Here is a 15,977-nt window from a genome sequence, read left to right on the forward strand (position 1 = left end):
TGCTCACAGAAGCTCCTTGATCGCGGAGTCGAGTTCGCGGGCGGTGTCGCCCAGTCGGGTGTGGACGCCGTCGCGAACGGTCCAGGCGCCGTCCACCATCACGTGGCGCACGTCGGCCGCGGTGGCCGCGAAGACCACGGCGTCGGCGGCCCGGTCCGGGTCGGTCCCGGCCAGGCGCACCCCGTCCAGGGCGACGTTGACCAGGTCGGCCCGGGCCCCGGGGGCCAGTGTGCCCGCGTCGTCCCAACCCAGACCGGTGTGCCCGTCGATGGTGGCGGCGCGCAACAACGCCCCGGCGTCCAGGGTTCCGCGCCGATGGGTGCGCAGACGTTCGTGCAGTTCCACGGACCGCGCCTCCTCGAACAGGTCCGTTCGGGCGTGCTGGTCGCTGCCCAGGCTCAGCGGGACCGGGTCCGGTCCGGCGACGAGGTCGCCGGTGCGCGGCAACCCGTCGGCGAGGTCGCGCTCGGTGGTGGGGCACAGGCACACCGCCGAACCGTGCGCCCGGACGGTGGCGACGTCCTCGTCGGTCAGGTGGGTGGCGTGCACCAGGGTCGTGCGCTCGGTGAGCGCACCGGCCTCCGCCAGCAGCCGAGTGGGCGTGAGCCCGTACGCGGCCAGGCACGCGGTGTTCTCGGCGGGCTGTTCGGAGACATGGACGTGCAGGGGCCGTCCCCCGCCTGTGGCGAAGCGCGCCACCTCGGCCAGGTCCGACGACGCGACGGCCCGCACCGAATGGGCGGCCACCCCCACCCGCGCGTGGTCCCCTTCGGGGGCGAGGTCGGCCACGCGTTCGCCCCAGGCCCGCACGGTGCCGTCACCGAAGCGCAGTTGGGGGCCCACGAGCGGTAGGTGCCGACCGTCCTCCCCCAACCCCCCGGCCAGGTAGCACACGTCGAGCAGGGTAATCCGCACCCCGGCCTCGGCGGCGGCCGCGACCAGGGCGTGCCCCATGGCGTTGGGGTCGGCGTAGCGACGGCCTCCGGGCCCGTGGTGCAGGTAGTGGAACTCGCCCACGCACACCACCCCGGCCAGGGCCATCTCGGCGAAGGTCGCCCGGGCCAGTCGGTGGTAGGAATCGGGGTCCAGACGTTCGGCCGCCCGGTACATCACCTCACGCCAGGTCCAGAAGGATCCACCGTCGGAGTGGGTGCGTCCGCGCAGCGCGCGGTGGAAGGCGTGCGAATGGGCGTTGGCCAGACCCGGCAGGGTGAGCCCGCTCAGGTGTTCGGCGTCGACGGGACGTTCGACACCGGAGGTCACCGAGGTCAACCGACCGGCGTCGACCGTCAGGAGCACCCCGGGCTCGGGGTCACGGCCGCCGAGCCACGCCCGCTCGCACCACAGGCGTCGTGGGCTCACGCGGGCCTCCCCGGTTCGGCCAGCAGGTCGGCGAGGACGTCGGCCAAGGCCGTGACCCCGGCGTGGCAGTCCTTCGGGTCGGCCCACTCCATGGGCGAGTGGGACACCCCGGTGGGGTTGCGCACGTACATCATGGCGGTCGGCACGTGCGCGGACAGCACACCGGCGTCGTGCCCGGCACCGGTGGGCAGGATCGGCACCGGCCCCGCCGACTCGGGGACCCGGTCGGACACCGTGGCGGCCAGGCGATCGCGCAGGGCGTGGGAGAACTCCACCAGGGGCGTGGCGGACTCCGCGGCCACGGCCAAGACGACCCCGTGGTCGTGTGCCGCGCGGAGGGCGGCCTCGCGCACCTCCTCCACCACCGCGGACAGAGTGGGCTGGTCGGCCGCCCGCGCGTCCAACCAGGCACTGACCAACGAGGGGATGGCGTTGGTGCCGTTGGGGGTGACGTGGGTCTTGGCGACGGTGGCGCGCGCGTCATGGCTTCGGGCCGACGCCCGCGCGGCCAGGATCGTGTGGGCCAGGGGCAACATGGGATCGGACCGGTCGTCCAGGCGGGTGGTGCCCGCGTGGTCGGCGCGGCCGGTGAAGTCCATGCGCCACCGCCCATGCGGCCAGATCGAACCGGCCACCCCCACCGGATGGGCGGTGTCGGCCAGGGCACGCCCCTGTTCCACGTGGAGTTCCACGAAGACGTCGAACCCGCCGATGAGGTCGGGGTCCGGCCCGATCCCGTCCGGGTCCAGCCCGGCCGCGGCCATGGCGGCGGCCCAGGTGGTACCGGAGGCGTCGGTCAAGGCACGGACCCGGCCCGGGTCGATCTCCCCGGTGGCCAGGCGGCTGCCCAGACAGGGCACCCCGAACCGGCCGCCCTCCTCCTCCACGAACACACCGATCGCCAGCGGCCGGCTCGGTGTGAAACCACGTGAACGCAACTCGTCGACGGCGGCCAGGGCGGTGACCACCCCGAGTGGACCATCGAAGGCGCCGCCGTCGGGCACCGAGTCCAGATGGGAACCGGTGGCCACGGCGCCCGGGCCGGGCGCGCCCCACCAGGCCCACAGGTTGCCGTTGCGGTCGGTGCGCACGTCGAGGCCACGGGCGACGGCCGCCTCGGTGAACCAGGCGCGGGCGTCGGTGTCGGCGCCCGCCCAGGTGTACCGGTGGTAGCCACCGCCGTCGGCGGAACGTCCGACGGGGGCCAGTTCGGCCCAGAGTCGGTCGAAGCTCACTCGCCCTCCTTCATCGGCACGCGGATGCCGTGGGTGTCGGCGACCCGCTCGGCCTCCTCATAACCGGCGTCGACATGGCGGACCACACCCATGGCGGGATCGTTGGTGAGCACGCGCTGGAGCTTGGCCGCGGCCAGATCGGTGCCGTCGGCGACACTGACCTGACCTGCGTGGATGGAGCGCCCCATACCCACGCCCCCACCGTGGTGGATGGACACCCAGGAGGCGCCGGAGGCGGTGTTGACCATGGCGTTGAGCAGCGGCCAGTCGGCGATGGCGTCCGAACCGTCCTTCATGCCCTCGGTCTCCCGGTAGGGCGAGGCCACCGAACCGGTGTCCAGGTGGTCGCGGCCGATGGCCAATGGCGCGGAGATCTCACCGGAGGCGACGAGTTCGTTGAAGCGCCGACCGGCGGCGGCCCGCTCACCCTGACCCAACCAGCAGATGCGCGCGGGCAACCCCTGGAAGGCGACCCTCTCCCCGGCCATCCGGATCCATCGGGCCAAGTGCTCGTTGTCGGGGAACAGGTCCAGGATCGCCTGGTCGGTGCGGGCGATGTCCGCGGGGTCACCCGACAGGGCGGCCCAGCGGAAGGGGCCCTTGCCCTCGCAGAACAGCGGTCGGATGTAGGCGGGCACGAAGCCGGGGAAGTCGAAGGCGCGGGAGAACCCGCCCTGGCGGGCCTCGTCGCGGATGGAGTTGCCGTAGTCGAACACCTCGGCGCCGGCGTCCATGAAACCGACCATCGCCGCCACGTGCGCGGCCATGGACTCACGGGCACGCGCGGTGAACTCCTCGGGCTTGTCCGCGGCCAGACGTTTCCAATCCTCGAAGGGCACGCCCGCCGGCAGGTAGGCGAGCGGGTCGTGCGCGGAGGTCTGGTCGGTGACGATGTCGATCGGGGCGCCGCGGAAGAGCAGTTCGGGGAAGACCTCGGCGGCGTTGCCCAGGACGCCGATGGACAACGGACGACGCTCCGCCCGTGCACGCTCGGCCAGGTCGAGGGCCTCGTCGAGGTTCTCGGCGCGCACGTCCAGGTAGCGGTGTCGGATCCGTCGGTCGATGCGGCTGCCGTCGCACTCGACCACGATCGCCACGCCGCCGTTCATGGTGACGGCCAACGGCTGGGCGCCGCCCATTCCACCGAGTCCGGCGGTGAGGGTGACGGTGCCCGCCAGTGTGCCGCCACCGTGCTCACTCGAACCCAACTTGGCGGCCACCGCGGCGAAGGTCTCGTAGGTGCCCTGCAGGATGCCCTGGGTACCGATGTAGATCCACGAACCGGCGGTCATCTGCCCGTACATGGTCAGCCCTTCGGCCTCCAGACGGCGGAATTCGGGCCAGTTCGCCCAGTCGCCCACCAGGTTGCTGTTGGCCAACAGCACGCGCGGCGCCCACTCGTGGGTGCGCATGATGCCGACCGGTCGCCCGGACTGCACCAGCAGGGTCTCGTCGCCCTCCAGGTCGCGCAGGGATGCGGTGATGCGGTCGAAGCTGCGCCAGTCGCGCGCGGCCCGACCGGTGCCGCCGTAGACCACGAGGTCCTCGGGGTGTTCGGCGACTTCGGGGTCGAGGTTGTTGTGGAACATGCGCAGGGCGGCCTCCTGCTGCCAGCCCTTGGCCGACAGGGTGGTTCCGCGGGCCGCGCGTACGGTGCGTGGCGTGCTCATGACGGGTCTCCTCAGACGGTTTCAGGCGAGCGGGGTGACGGACTCGGCGGCCTCGACGACGGAGCCGTCGGCGACCAGCTCCGCCACCGCGGCGATCTCGGGCGCCAGGTAGCGGTCGGGTCCGGGACCGGCGACCTTCTCGCGCACCAGGTTCCGCACGGCGCCGGTGGCCGGTCCCGGTTCCAGGGGCGAGCGCAGGTCCAGGGCGCGTGCGGCGGTGAGCAGCTCCACGGCCAGCACGTTGGTGAGCCCGTCCACGGCGCGGCGCAGCTTGCGGGCGGCCGCCCACCCCATGGACACGTGGTCCTCCTGCATGGCGGAACTGGGGATGGAGTCGACGCTGGCGGGCACGGCCAGGCGCTTGAGTTCGGAGACGATGGCGGCCTGGGTGTACTGGGCGATCATGTGGCCCGAGTCGACGCCGGGGTCGTCGGCCAGGAACGCGGGCAGACCGTGGGAGCGGGAGACGTCGAGCATGCGGTCGGTGCGGCGTTCGGCGATGGAGGCCACGTCGGCCACCGCCACCGCCAGGAAGTCCAGCACGTAGGCGACGGGCGCGCCGTGGAAGTTGCCGTTGGACTCCACCCGACCGTCGTCGAGCACCACCGGGTTGTCGATGACGCTGTCCAGTTCACGACCGGCCACCAGCAGGGCGTGGGAGAGGGTGTCGCGGGCGGCGCCTGCCACCTGGGGCGCGCAGCGCAGCGAGTAGGCGTCCTGGACCCGGTTGCAGTCGGGGCCTCGGTGGGAGGCCACCACCGGGGAGTCGGCGAGCAGGGCGCGCAGGTTGCCGGCCGAGGCGGCCTGCCCGGGGTGGGGGCGCAGCGCCTGGAGTTCGGCGGCGAAGACCCGGTCCGTGCCCAGCAGGGCCTCCACGCTCATGGCCGCGGTGACGTCGGCGACCTTGAGCAACCGTTCCAGGTCCACGCAGGCCATGACGAGCATGCCCAGCATGCCGTCCGTACCGTTGATCAGGGCCAGCCCCTCCTTGGCGCCCAGTTCCACGGGGGCGATCCCGGCCTCCCCCAAGGCGTCGGCGGCCTCCTTGAGCCCACCGGAGGCGTCACGGACCTTCCCCTCCCCCATCAGCGCGAGCGCCACGTGGGACAGCGGCGCCAGGTCACCCGAACAGCCCAGGCTGCCGTACTCGTGCACCACGGGGGTGATCCCGGCGTTGAGCAGACCGGCGAGGGTGTCGACCGTGACGGGCTGGACACCGGTGTTGCCCGAGGCCAGGGTGCGCAGCCGCAGCAACATCAGGGCGCGCACGACCTCGCTCTCCACCTCCGGGCCGGCACCCGCGGCGTGCGAACGGATCAGCGAACGTTGCAGGCGGGCCCGCAGTTCGGGGGCGATGTGACGGGTGGCGAGGGCGCCGAACCCGGTGCTGACCCCGTAGGCGGGAACCTCGCCGCGGGCCAGGGACTCGACCCGCTCTCGGCCGTGCCGGACGGCCTTGCGGGTCTCCTCACCGAGGAAGACGTGGGCGCCGTCGCGAGCGACGGCCAGGACCTGGGCCGGGGTGAGCGGGGCGCCACCGACGGCGACGGAAGAGACTGCTGTGGACATGCCCCCATTCGACCCCGCCCGCCGCCCCGCCGGAAGCGCTGACACGTGAGTTCCGTCCGAAATCCCGGACACCCGGGACTGACGTCAGCGGATCACACGCACCTCGCATTCGATCCCCGGCGCGGCCGCCAAGCGAGCGTCTCCGGTGACCAGCGCGCAATCCAGCGCTTCGGCCACCGCCACATAAGCCGCGTCGTAGGCGGTGAGGTTATGCCGCAGTTCCCAGACACGATCCGCGACCGACCCGACCACCTCGACCTGCACGATGGTCTGCAACCCGTAAAGCTTGCGAGCGGCCTCGGCATCGGCCGAAGAGATCTTCCTGCCCAGGACCAATCCGCGCAGTGAGCCGAGGAGCTCCACCGACTGATGGCTCGGTGCGTACCACTCGACGTCCGATCCGACCACCCTTCGAGCGATGGTGGACGTGCGCCCGGGCGACCCCAGGTACAGGTCGATCAGCACCGAGGTGTCGACGACGATCACGCGACTCCACTTTCGGTTTCGGGATCGCCGTCTCCACGGGCTCGGCGCACCGCGGCCACGATCTCGTCCATGCCGAGGCCGGCCCCTGGCAGGGGTGTTTGTTCCACGATCTCCCGGTTCCGCGCGAAACGCGCTTCCTTTTCCAGGACACCGAGCAGGTAGGCCTGGAGTGATTTGCCCGCCCGCTTGGCCTCCACGGTCAGGATGTCTCTGACCTCGTCCGGAACGTCCTTGATCTGAATGGCAGCCATGGCGCCAGAGTAACAAACAGGAGGGCTCGCGCGGGCGCCCATCACACACTGTTCGGCGCCATAATGGCGCCACATGTTCCTGTGGGACGATCGGAGCATGAGTCATGTTCCGGCGGCCACGCGGGCGTTACGTCTCCTGCGGTTCCTGGCCTCGCGCCCGGGCCCGGTGTCGGCCACCGCGATCGCGAACGGACTCGGGCTGCCCAGGTCCAGCGTCTACCAGCTGTTGGAGGCCATGGCCGAGGAGGGGTTCGTGACCCACCTGCCCGAGGAACGCCGGTGGGGGTTGGGGGTCGCGGCGTTCGAGATCGGCTCCGCCTACCTGCGCCACGACGGCATCGAACGGCTGGCCCGCCCCCTGCTGCACCAACTCACCGAGTCCACCGGAGCCACCGCCCACCTGGGGGTCCTGCACGGGGCCGACACCCTCTACCTCCTCAAGGAACAGCCACCGCACGCGCCCACGCTGATCACCGGAGTGGGTGTGCGACTTCCCGCCCACCTGACGGCGTCGGGTCGGGCGATGCTGGCCCGGCTGCCACGGGCCCAGGTGCGTGCCCTGTACCCGAACGCGGCGGCCTTCACCGACCGCACCGGCCGCGGACCGAGCTCCCCCGGCGACCTGCGCACACTACTGGCCGAGGAGGGCGGGCAGGGCTGGTCGTTGGAGGACGGCCAGGTCACGGAGGGATTCGTGTCGGTGGCGGCGGCCGCGGCCGACCACAACGGACGCCCCGCGGCGGCGATCAGCCTCACCGTGCCCAGCGCCCGACCGGTGACACCGGGCGCGCTCGCGGCGCGGGTGCGCGACGCCGCCGACGAGCTCACCCGTCGACTCAACGGTCGTTCAGCGTAGTGGCGCGCTGCGTTCGACGATGGCGGGCAGTGGTGCGGTCCGTTCGAACATGCGCAGGATCTGTTCCTTGTGTTCGCGGGGCACCTGCACGTAGAACTGCGTGGCCGCGTCGGGGTCGGCCTCCAGATCGAGACTCTCGGCGCTCTCGGCCCAGCTCGGCAGTTCGGATTCGGTGCGGTGGGTGTCCAGCGCGAACTCGATGAAGTACAGGATCCGGCGCCCACCGGTGTGCACCTCACGGATGCGGTGGATCTCCGGCCAGGCGATGAAGGCGCCCTCCCCGGGGAACCACCACTTGCGTTCCTGCAGGACCGTGACGCCGTCGCTGTCGGCACTGATGCCCTGGCGGGTGATGCGCTGGGGCAGCCCTCGCACGAGGAACACGTTGCCGCCCGGGCCGATGAAGAACATCATGAGCGCCGCGAAGGCCCACAGGGAGACCGAACCGACCGTGCTCTCCTCCTTGGCCACGTGCCAGATCATCGAACCCACCACCACGAGGAAGCCCAGGGTGAGCGCGGCGGAGAAGTAGGCGGCGGTCATCCACATACGGGCGTTGGGCCCGCGCAGACTGACGTAGCGGCGTAGGTGGGACACGCTCCCGGGGGCCCCGGTCAGGTCGGAGGGAAGGCCCGGTGTGTCGGAGGGGAGTTCCGAGTGTTCGGGGGAAGCCATGTCCCCATTCTTTCAAGTTCGGGGGGCGCTTTGTGCGCCGACTCACCCTACTGTGCCAGGTTTTGTGGCACGGTGTCCGTCTTGGAGTATGGATTGCGTGAAATGCCTGATGTCGGGTGGCGGCGACCGCTACAGTCCTGCCCATGAGACGCGGTACACGTGAGTACGAGACGGTCCTCGAAGTCGACGGTGAGGTCCTGGTTCAGGACGGAGTGGTCTACCGAGGGTGGACGATGCTCGCCGAGGAGGGCCCCGACCGCTTCGCGCCGCTGGAACGGTGGGCCAAGGGTGTGGCCGAGAGTCTGGGTGTGCCGGTGACCTGGAGGGCCAGGGCCAAGAACGAGCCGGATGAGGGTGGGACGGCCCGACCGGGTGAAACGCCTCAGAGCCGCCTGGCGCTCTGAGCCCCGCACTTGGCGCACTGGAACTTACGGTCGTCGCCGAGGATCCAGTCGTGGTCTCCTCCGGTGGGGCACGTGGACATCGACACCATCTCCTCAAGGCAAGGGGGCTTCGGGGGTGCGTCGGTCATCGTATTTCCCACCAGCCACACCGGTCTCGTGAATGAGAAAGTCGTAGCGCTTCTCATGTACCCCCACCGCCCGGAGACCGTGCCTCCTGAAAACCGTGTCCCCCTGAGAAACATGTCGGGGCCCGCGCGTTCGGCGCGGGCCCCGACGATGATCCGGAGAATCCGGTAGATCAGTTCTGGGAGGCTTTCATGTGAGCCTCCACCGCGGCGCGGTCGGCGCGCAGCTTGGCGAGCGCCTCATCCAGGATGAGTTTGCCCTCCTCCTCGCTACGCCGCTCCTTCACGTACGCCAGGTGCGTCTTGTACGGCTCGGTACGAGGCGGCGCCGGCGGGTTGGCCTTGTCCTTGCCCGAGGGGAAACCGCAACGCGGGCAATCCCACTCATCGGGGACCGCGGCCTCGCTGGCGAAACTGGGAACGACCTCGTGCAAGTTCGCACAGTAGAACGGAACCCTCACTCGCGGAGCGGCCTCGCCCCGCTCCGCCTCGCCCATCGGGCCGGCTCCGACTCGGCTGCCACGGATGGCACTGCCACTACCCACGAAAAACTCCTTCGGCGAACTCGCTCACCGGTTGACTCGGGCGAGCTTGACTGTGGACGAGGGAACGCGACCGGCGCTACATCCCCCGGTTGATCAGCAGGCCGAGAACGACGATCGTCACGATCCACACGACCCCCACGCCGACGGTCATCCGGTCGAGGTTGCGCTCGACCACCGAAGACCCACCGAGCGAGGACGTGACGCCACCGCCGAACATGTCGGAAAGGCCACCGCCCTTGCCCTTGTGCATCAGCACGAGGAGGACCAGCAGCACACTGAGAAGCATCACGAAGATGGACAGACCGAGGATCACACGCTCACCCGTAGCTCGACCCCGCAGCGGGGGGATGGACACCTCGGCCCCCCTTTCCCCACCCATCACCTGCGACGACATGAGGGTGCCGTCCGGGAGCGGGCCGTGGAAGGAGGAGAGCCGGGGACGTTTTCAGATTTTACCGCGCCCTGCGGACACGGAAGGGTCAACCGCGAGGCACGGTGAACCCCTGAGCGAAGTCTAGCCCGAACCGTGCACCTGTCGGGCACCCCATCCGTCACGCTTGGACATCGGAGCGTGACGGATGGGGCGAAACAAGACGTTCGGTCAGCCGTTCTCTCCGAAACGGATCACCTTGGCGAACTCGTCCGCCTTCAAACTGGCGCCACCGACCAGGCCGCCGTCGACGTCGTCCTTGGCCATGATGCCGGCCATGTTGTCGCCCTTGACCGAACCGCCGTAGAGGATGCGCGCGGCCTCGGAGACCTCACCGGAGTACAGCTCGGACAGACGCACGCGAATGGCCGCGCACACCTCCTGGGCGTCCTCGGGGGTGGCGACCTCACCGGTACCGATGGCCCACACCGGCTCGTAGGCCACGACGATCCGTTCGGCCTGCTCGGCGGGGACCTCCTTCAGGGCACCGTCCAACTGGGCCAGGACGTGCTCGACCTGCTGTCCCGCCTTGCGGACCTCCAGGCCCTCGCCCACGCACAGGATCGGCACGATGCCGTTCTTGAACGCGGCCTTGACCTTGGCGTTGACCAGGGCGTCGTCCTCGGCGTGGTACTCACGACGCTCGGAGTGGCCCACCAGCACGTAGGAGCATTCCAACTTGGCGAGCATCGAACCGGAGATCTCACCGGTGTAGGCGCCCTTGTCGTGGGCGGAGATGTCCTGAGCACCGAACTTGATGCTCAGCCTGTCCCCGTCCACCAGCGTCTGCACGCTGCGCAGGTCGGTGAAGGGCGGTACCACGACGACCTCGGCCTTGTCGTAGTCCTTGTCGTTCAGGGCGAAGGACAGCTTCTGGACGAGCGCGATCGCCTCCAGGTGGTTGTTGTTCATCTTCCAGTTGCCCGCGATGAGCGGCAGGCGCTTGGACATCGTCGTCACTTCCTTACGAGGTCTTGTGGATGGTGCCGAGGCTATTCGGCGAGGGCGTCGATGCCGGGCAGGTCCTTGCCCTCCAGGTACTCAAGACTGGCACCGCCCCCGGTGGAGATGTGACCGAAGGCCGCCTCGTCGAAGCCCAGGGCGCGCACGGCCGCGGCCGAGTCACCACCACCGACGACGGTGAAGGCGTCGGAGTCGATGAGCGCCTTGGCCAGGGCACGGGTGCCGCCGGCGTAGGGCTCCATCTCGAACACGCCCATGGGGCCGTTCCAGAAGACCGTCTTGGTGTCGGCCAGCTTCTCCGCGAACAGGAGCCTGCTCTTGGGGCCGATGTCCAGACCCATCCGGTCGGCCGGGATGGCGTCGACGTCGACGTCGTCGTGCGGGGCGTCGGCGGCGAACTTCTCGGCGGCCACCACGTCCACCGGCAGGACGATCTCCACGCCCTCGCGCTCGGCGCGCTCAAGGTAGCCGCGGACCGTGTCGAGCTGGTCGGCCTCCAGGAGACTGGAGCCCACCTCGTAGCCCTTGGCCTTGAGGAAGGTGAACACCATGCCGCCGCCGATGAGCAGACGGTCGGCGGTGCCCAGGAGGTTGTCGATGACACCGAGCTTGTCGGAGACCTTGGAGCCGCCGAGGACGACGGCGTAGGGGCGCTGCGGGTCACCGGTGAGCTTCTTGAGCACCTCGACCTCGGTCAGCACCAGACCGCCCACGGCGTGCGGGAGCTTGCCGGGCAGGTCGTAGACGCTGGCGTGCTTGCGGTGCACGGCACCGAAGGCGTCGCCCACGTACAGGTCGGCCAGCCTGGCGAAGCGGTCGGCGAGCTCGCCGCGCTCGGCGTCGTCCTTGCTGGTCTCACCGGGCTCGAAGCGCACGTTCTCCAGCAGCGCGACCTGACCGTCGGTCAGGGCCTCGGCGGTGGCGAGGGCGGACTCACCGGCGGTGTCGGTGGCGAAGGCGACCTCGGTGCCGAGCAGCTCGCCCAGGCGGGCGGCGACGGGGCGCAGCGAGAACTTCGGGTCCGGGGCGCCCTTGGGTCGACCCAGGTGGGCGGCGACGATGACGCGGGCACCGCGCTCGCGCAGCTTGGTGATGGTGGGCAGGGCGGCCCTGATGCGCCCGTCGTCGGCGATGCGCTCGCCGTCCAGGGGCACGTTCAGGTCGGCCCGGACGAACACGCGCTTTCCGGAGACGTCGAGGTCGTCGATCGTCCGCATGTTGGTCTCCTCGTTGGAGTTTGTGAAGTCTGGGGGCACGCACGCGACGGCACCCCTACCGCGCCGGGCGGTAGGGGTGCCGTGTCAGGCGTGCGCGGCCATGAGCCGTGAGATACCCGTGGTTACAGGTTGGAGCCGACCAGCTTGGTCAGGTCGACCAGGCGGTTGGAGTAACCGAACTCGTTGTCGTACCAGCCCAGGATCTTGACCTGGTTGCCCATGACCATGGTCATGCCGGCGTCCAGGGTGCAGGAGGGCGCGGTGCCGACGATGTCGGAGGAGACGATCGGGTCCTCCGTGTAGACGAGCACGTCCTTGAGCGGGCCCTCGGCGGCGGCCTTGAACGCGGCGTTGACCTCGTCCTTGGTGACCTCACGGTCCACGGTGACGACCAGGTCGGTGGCCGAGCCGTCCGGCACGGGCACGCGCATGGCCATGCCGTCCAGCTTGCCCGCCAACTCCGGGATGGCCAGGGCGGTGGCCTTGGCGGCACCGGTGCTGGTGGGGATGATGTTCTGCGCGGCGGCGCGGGCGCGACGCAGGTCCTTGTGCGGCAGGTCCAGGATGACCTGGTCGTTGGTGTACGCGTGCACCGTGGTCATGAAGCCCTGCTGGAAACCGAAGTTGTCCAGCAGCACCTTCGCCATGGGCGCCACACAGTTGGTGGTGCAGGAGGCGTTGGAGATGATGTGGTGGTTGGCGGCGTCGTACTTGTCGTCGTTGACGCCCATGACGACGGTGATGTCCTCGCCCTTGGCCGGGGCGGAGATGATGACCTTCTTGGCACCGGCGTCGATGTGCTTCTGCGCGTCCTCGGCCTTGGTGAAGATGCCGGTGGACTCCACGACCACGTCCACGTTCAGGTCGGCCCAGGGCAGCTGGGCGGGGTCGCGCTGGGCGAGGACCTTGACGGTCTTGTCGCCGACGCGAATGAAGTCCTCGCCGGCCTCGACGTCGACCTGCAGGGTGCCGAGGACGGTGTCGTACTTGAGCAGGTGCGCGAGCGTCTTGGTGTCGGTGAGGTCGTTGACCGCGACGATTTCGATGTCGCTGCCAGCGGCGGCGACCGCACGCCAGAAATTGCGGCCGATACGACCGAAGCCGTTGATGCCTACACGGATGGTCACGGAACCATTCTCCTCATTCATCGCACAGCAGTTTCACCCGGGCGTTCACGTCCGGGGGATCCAAGGCCTGCACGACCCGGATCGACCATGTTGAACAGCGTGAACGCATAACAGGTGTTCACAAAGAGCCTAGCGGAGCGCCGGCGGAGAACCGCTCGGACCCCACGCTCGACGACCCTTCCACCCTCGCGGATTCACTACCCATCCTGGCACCACGAACCAAAGAGGTCTATACCATTTTCGGAAGTTATCCGGGAGTTTCCGCAGTTAACAAAGGTGAACATCTCCGGCGCTCCGAAACCGGGGGCGTACGAACCCAACCGAGGGGTCCTACGTCCTCAGGGCACCATCATGTCCGGGGTGAGGTTCGCCTCTGTCCCCTCGATGCCCAGGTCGCCCGCCCGCTTGTCCGCCATGGCCAGCAGCCGCCGGATACGCCCGGCGATGGCGTCCTTGGTCAGTGGCGGCACCGAGAGCTGTCCCAGTTCCTCCAGCGAGGCCTGCTTGTGCGCCAACCGCAACTGACCGGCGGCCACCAGGTGCTTGGGGGCGTCCTCCCCCAGGATCTCCAGGGCCCGCTCCACACGAGCACCCGCCGCGACCGCCGCGCGGGCGCTGCGCCGCAGGTTGGCGTCGTCGAAGTTGGCCAGACGGTTGGCGGTGGCGCGCACCTCACGGCGCATCCGCCGCTCCTCCCAGGCCAGCACACTCTGGTGGGCGCCCAGCAGGGTCAGCAACGCCCCGATGGAGTCGCCATCGCGGACCACCACCCGGTCCACCCCGCGCACCTCGCGGGCCTTGGCGTGCACCTTGAGTCGACGGGCCGCGCCCACCAGGGCCAGCGCCGCCTCCGGTCCGGGGCAGGTGACCTCCAGCGACATCGACCGGCCCGGTTCGGTGAGGGAGCCGTGCGCGATGAAGGCTCCACGCCAGGCCGACTCCGAGTCACAGGCGCCACCGGCGACCACGTGCCGCGGCAACCCCCGCACCGGACGACCGTTGTTGTCCACCAAGCCGGTCTGCCGGGCCAGGGACTCGCCGTCCTTGATCACCCGCACCACGTACCGGTTGCCCTTGCGCAACCCGCTCGGGGACAGCACGACCACCTCGGACTCGTGCCCGAAGACCTCCGAGATGTCCTTGCGCAACCGGCGCGCGGCCGCCCCCGTGTCCAACTCCGCCTCGATCACGATCCGGCCGCCCACGAGATGCAGGCCTCCGGTGAAGCGCAGGATGGTGGACACTTCCGCCTTACGGCAGCATGGCTTGAGAATCGCCAGACGGCTCAACTCGTCCTTCACCACGCCGGTCATCGCCATCGCCGCGATCCTCCCCTTGAGCTGTCAGGAAACCGGTGTTCACACCCCACACCGGCCACCGCCGCCCGGTGTGGGAACCGGGCGACCTACTCGTCGCAGACTACGTGACCCGGGCCCTCGTACCGACCCCTGTACGGCGTGTCGTCGATCCGCCGCCCCAGGTCACAGGCGGCGTGTCGGCCTTCGTGGCGATGTGGGGTCAATTGCCCCTCGAACCCTTGGATCCCTTCGAGCCCCTGAGGGTCTCCAGATGGTCGCGCAGCACGATCGCGTGGTTGTGCTCGGTGTCCTTGGCCGCGTACAGCAGGGTCACCCGTCCCCGCTCGGCCGCCTTCAGTAGGGGTTCGAGCGCCCCGGAGTTCTCCTCCAGTTCGGTGCGGTACCGCTCGGCGAACTCCTCGAAGCGATCCGGGTCGTGCCCGAACCAGGTGCGCAGGTCCGAACCGGGCGCCACGTCCTTGAGCCAGGTGACGTCCGCCATGGCGTCCTTGCTCACCCCGCGCGGCCACACGCGATCCACGAGGAAACGCTCACCGGGCGGCGGCTCCTCCTCGGAATGCTTTCGAGCGCGGACCTCGTCATAGACACGTTCCAGGTGGATACGGTGCTCGTCGGTCATGCGATCGCCCTTCCCCGATGAGGGTCGACACGAACCCGGACCGTCAAGGTTCGTCCTCCTCGGGGGAGGTCAGTACGCGTTCGAACGCCGCGGCGAGCTTGTCGGAGTCGTGCCGAGGCGTTCCATCGCCGCGGCTCAGGTCGGCCAACTCCAGCCGGCCGCCCAGCTCACCGACCACCGACATGAGCGGGAACGGGTCCTCGACCATCCCGATGTCGGCGAGCACCACGTCCACCCCGAGTTTGGGCGCGTGTTCGCGCAGCACCTCCAGGTAGGTCTCCGGGCGGAAGCCGTCGGTCTCGCCCTTCTGCGGCGACAGGTTCAACGCCACCATCCGCTTGGCCCGCGTGGTGACCAGGGCGTTCGCCAGTTCGGGGACCAGCAGGTGCGGCAGGACGCTGGTGAACCAGGACCCGGGGCCGAACACCACCCAGTCGGCCTCCCTGACCGCCTTGACCGCCTGTGTGCTGGCAGGGGGTTCCTCGGGCAGCAGCGACACCGAACGCACCCGCCCGTTGGTGCTCGCACAGGCCACCTGGCCGCGCACCGTGGTGAGTTCGTCGGGTCGATCGGGGTCCAGCCCCGCCACCTCGGCGGAGATCTCCAACGGCACCGATGACATCGGCAGGACCCGGCCGTGGGCACCGAGCAGTTGCCCCACCCAGTCCAGGCCCGCCACGGAGTCGCCCAGCAGCTCCCACAACGCCACGATCAGCAGGTTGCCGACGGCGTGACCGTGCAGGTCGCCCTCGGATCGGAAGCGGTGCTGCAGGACCTGGGTCCACGTGTGGCCCCACTCGTCGTCCCCGCACAGGGCCGCCAGCGCCATCCGCAGGTCCCCCGGCGGAAGCACCCCCAACTCCTCGCGTAGACGACCGCTGGAGCCGCCGTCGTCGGCCACGGTCACGATCGCGGTGACGTCGGTGGTCACCCTGCGCAACGCCGACAGCGAGGCGTACAGGCCGTGTCCGCCTCCCAGCGCCACCACCCGGGGTGGACGCGAAACGTCCTCCCCGTCCGGTTCATCTGGTTCGTCCGGCTCGGTGCTCTTCGGCATGCCTTCGGCCTGTCCCCTCGTCCCCTGGTCCAACGGACACCCCGGCCCACCGTGCCCGAGTCCCTGC

At 69.8% G+C, this 15,977-nt stretch carries 17 protein-coding genes; 2 read left to right on the top strand and 15 right to left on the bottom strand.

The window, feature by feature from the left end; genetic code table 11:
* Positions 1–3 precede the first annotated feature (3 nt).
* The 6 genes from ACWGSK_RS15375 to ACWGSK_RS15400 form a co-directional block, all read right to left on the bottom strand.
* Positions 4–1,362, bottom strand: a complete 1,359-nt coding sequence (locus ACWGSK_RS15375; RefSeq protein WP_358510590.1) for a formimidoylglutamate deiminase — start codon at positions 1,360–1,362, stop codon at positions 4–6.
* Complete coding sequence (locus tag ACWGSK_RS15380; protein WP_358510587.1) at positions 1,359–2,597, bottom strand: allantoate amidohydrolase; 1,239 nt, start codon at positions 2,595–2,597, stop codon at positions 1,359–1,361. The genes ACWGSK_RS15375 and ACWGSK_RS15380 overlap by 4 nt, the downstream gene beginning before the upstream one ends.
* Positions 2,594–4,267 carry a urocanate hydratase gene (gene hutU / locus ACWGSK_RS15385; RefSeq protein ID WP_358510584.1) on the bottom strand — a complete coding sequence of 558 codons (1,674 nt, stop codon included), beginning with the start codon at positions 4,265–4,267 and terminating at the stop codon, positions 2,594–2,596. Before hutU ends, ACWGSK_RS15380 begins: the two co-directional genes overlap by 4 nt.
* Positions 4,268–4,288: 21 nt before the next feature.
* Complete coding sequence (gene hutH, locus ACWGSK_RS15390) at positions 4,289–5,836, bottom strand: histidine ammonia-lyase (protein WP_358510582.1); 1,548 nt, start codon at positions 5,834–5,836, stop codon at positions 4,289–4,291.
* A gap of 84 nt (positions 5,837–5,920) precedes the next feature.
* On the bottom strand, positions 5,921–6,322 hold the full coding sequence (locus tag ACWGSK_RS15395; RefSeq protein WP_358510579.1) for a type II toxin-antitoxin system VapC family toxin: 402 nt from the start codon (positions 6,320–6,322) through the stop codon (positions 5,921–5,923).
* On the bottom strand, positions 6,319–6,573 hold the full coding sequence (locus tag ACWGSK_RS15400; RefSeq protein ID WP_358510576.1) for a FitA-like ribbon-helix-helix domain-containing protein: 255 nt from the start codon (positions 6,571–6,573) through the stop codon (positions 6,319–6,321). Before ACWGSK_RS15400 ends, ACWGSK_RS15395 begins: the two co-directional genes overlap by 4 nt.
* Positions 6,574–6,670: 97 nt before the next feature.
* Here ACWGSK_RS15400 and ACWGSK_RS15405 point away from each other — a divergent pair, with 97 nt between their 5' ends.
* Positions 6,671–7,429 (top strand): IclR family transcriptional regulator, encoded by a 759-nt coding sequence (locus ACWGSK_RS15405; RefSeq protein WP_358510573.1) that lies wholly within the window; start codon positions 6,671–6,673, stop codon positions 7,427–7,429.
* Here the strand turns inward: ACWGSK_RS15405 and ACWGSK_RS15410 are convergent.
* A complete protein-coding gene (locus ACWGSK_RS15410; RefSeq protein ID WP_452456067.1) occupies positions 7,421–8,104 on the bottom strand; it encodes a hypothetical protein in 684 nt (227 codons plus the stop codon). The genes ACWGSK_RS15405 and ACWGSK_RS15410 overlap by 9 nt on opposite strands.
* Positions 8,105–8,247: 143 nt before the next feature.
* On the opposite strand from ACWGSK_RS15410, the gene ACWGSK_RS15415 reads away from it, so the two are divergent.
* Positions 8,248–8,508 (top strand): hypothetical protein, encoded by a 261-nt coding sequence (locus ACWGSK_RS15415; protein WP_067605311.1) that lies wholly within the window; start codon positions 8,248–8,250, stop codon positions 8,506–8,508.
* 298 nt (positions 8,509–8,806) lie between these two features.
* Here the strand turns inward: ACWGSK_RS15415 and ACWGSK_RS15420 are convergent, their stop codons facing one another.
* The 8 genes from ACWGSK_RS15420 to ACWGSK_RS15455 all read right to left on the bottom strand — a co-directional run bounded on the left by ACWGSK_RS15420 (position 8,807) and on the right by ACWGSK_RS15455 (position 15,910).
* Entirely contained in the window at positions 8,807–9,178 is a 372-nt protein-coding gene (locus tag ACWGSK_RS15420; protein WP_087097472.1) for an RNA polymerase-binding protein RbpA, read from the bottom strand.
* Positions 9,179–9,254: 76 nt separating this feature from the next.
* Positions 9,255–9,491: a preprotein translocase subunit SecG gene (gene secG / locus ACWGSK_RS15425; protein ID WP_067605382.1), complete on the bottom strand. Its 237-nt coding sequence runs from the start codon at positions 9,489–9,491 to the stop codon at positions 9,255–9,257.
* 288 nt (positions 9,492–9,779) lie between these two features.
* The gene (gene tpiA / locus ACWGSK_RS15430) at positions 9,780–10,559 is read right to left on the bottom strand and encodes a triose-phosphate isomerase (RefSeq protein WP_358510567.1); all 780 of its coding nucleotides are present in this window, start codon (positions 10,557–10,559) and stop codon (positions 9,780–9,782) included.
* Between the two features lie 41 nt (positions 10,560–10,600).
* Positions 10,601–11,788 carry a phosphoglycerate kinase gene (locus ACWGSK_RS15435; RefSeq protein WP_358510564.1) on the bottom strand — a complete coding sequence of 396 codons (1,188 nt, stop codon included), beginning with the start codon at positions 11,786–11,788 and terminating at the stop codon, positions 10,601–10,603.
* Positions 11,789–11,910: 122 nt separating this feature from the next.
* The gene (gene gap, locus ACWGSK_RS15440) at positions 11,911–12,915 is read right to left on the bottom strand and encodes a type I glyceraldehyde-3-phosphate dehydrogenase (protein ID WP_358510561.1); all 1,005 of its coding nucleotides are present in this window, start codon (positions 12,913–12,915) and stop codon (positions 11,911–11,913) included.
* 338 nt (positions 12,916–13,253) lie between these two features.
* Positions 13,254–14,234: a DNA-binding protein WhiA gene (gene whiA, locus ACWGSK_RS15445; protein ID WP_067605321.1), complete on the bottom strand. Its 981-nt coding sequence runs from the start codon at positions 14,232–14,234 to the stop codon at positions 13,254–13,256.
* A 199-nt stretch (positions 14,235–14,433) separates the two neighbouring features.
* Entirely contained in the window at positions 14,434–14,853 is a 420-nt protein-coding gene (locus tag ACWGSK_RS15450) for a DUF488 domain-containing protein (RefSeq protein ID WP_358510558.1), read from the bottom strand.
* A 43-nt stretch (positions 14,854–14,896) separates the two neighbouring features.
* Positions 14,897–15,910 (bottom strand): gluconeogenesis factor YvcK family protein, encoded by a 1,014-nt coding sequence (locus tag ACWGSK_RS15455; protein WP_358510555.1) that lies wholly within the window; start codon positions 15,908–15,910, stop codon positions 14,897–14,899.
* Between the last annotated feature and the right edge of the window lie 67 nt (positions 15,911–15,977).

The sequence above is a fragment of the Nocardiopsis sp. NPDC055551 genome (assembly GCF_053619415.1).

Bases quoted from the DNA above. Each gene is read 5' to 3' on its own strand.
- ACWGSK_RS15450 (WP_358510558.1), bottom strand. From the start codon at position 14,853: ATGACCGACGAGCACCGTATCCACCTGGAACGTGTCTATGACGAGGTC.
- hutU (WP_358510584.1), bottom strand. From the start codon at position 4,267: ATGAGCACGCCACGCACCGTACGCGCGGCCCGCGGAACCACCCTGTCG.
- ACWGSK_RS15410 (WP_452456067.1), bottom strand. From the start codon at position 8,104: ATGGCTTCCCCCGAACACTCGGAACTCCCCTCCGACACACCGGGCCTT.
- whiA (WP_067605321.1), bottom strand. From the start codon at position 14,234: ATGGCGATGACCGGCGTGGTGAAGGACGAGTTGAGCCGTCTGGCGATT.
- ACWGSK_RS15415 (WP_067605311.1), top strand. From the start codon at position 8,248: ATGAGACGCGGTACACGTGAGTACGAGACGGTCCTCGAAGTCGACGGT.
- ACWGSK_RS15435 (WP_358510564.1), bottom strand. From the start codon at position 11,788: ATGCGGACGATCGACGACCTCGACGTCTCCGGAAAGCGCGTGTTCGTC.
- hutH (WP_358510582.1), bottom strand. From the start codon at position 5,836: ATGTCCACAGCAGTCTCTTCCGTCGCCGTCGGTGGCGCCCCGCTCACC.
- ACWGSK_RS15455 (WP_358510555.1), bottom strand. From the start codon at position 15,910: ATGCCGAAGAGCACCGAGCCGGACGAACCAGATGAACCGGACGGGGAG.
- tpiA (WP_358510567.1), bottom strand. From the start codon at position 10,559: ATGTCCAAGCGCCTGCCGCTCATCGCGGGCAACTGGAAGATGAACAAC.
- ACWGSK_RS15400 (WP_358510576.1), bottom strand. From the start codon at position 6,573: ATGGCTGCCATTCAGATCAAGGACGTTCCGGACGAGGTCAGAGACATC.
- ACWGSK_RS15405 (WP_358510573.1), top strand. From the start codon at position 6,671: ATGAGTCATGTTCCGGCGGCCACGCGGGCGTTACGTCTCCTGCGGTTC.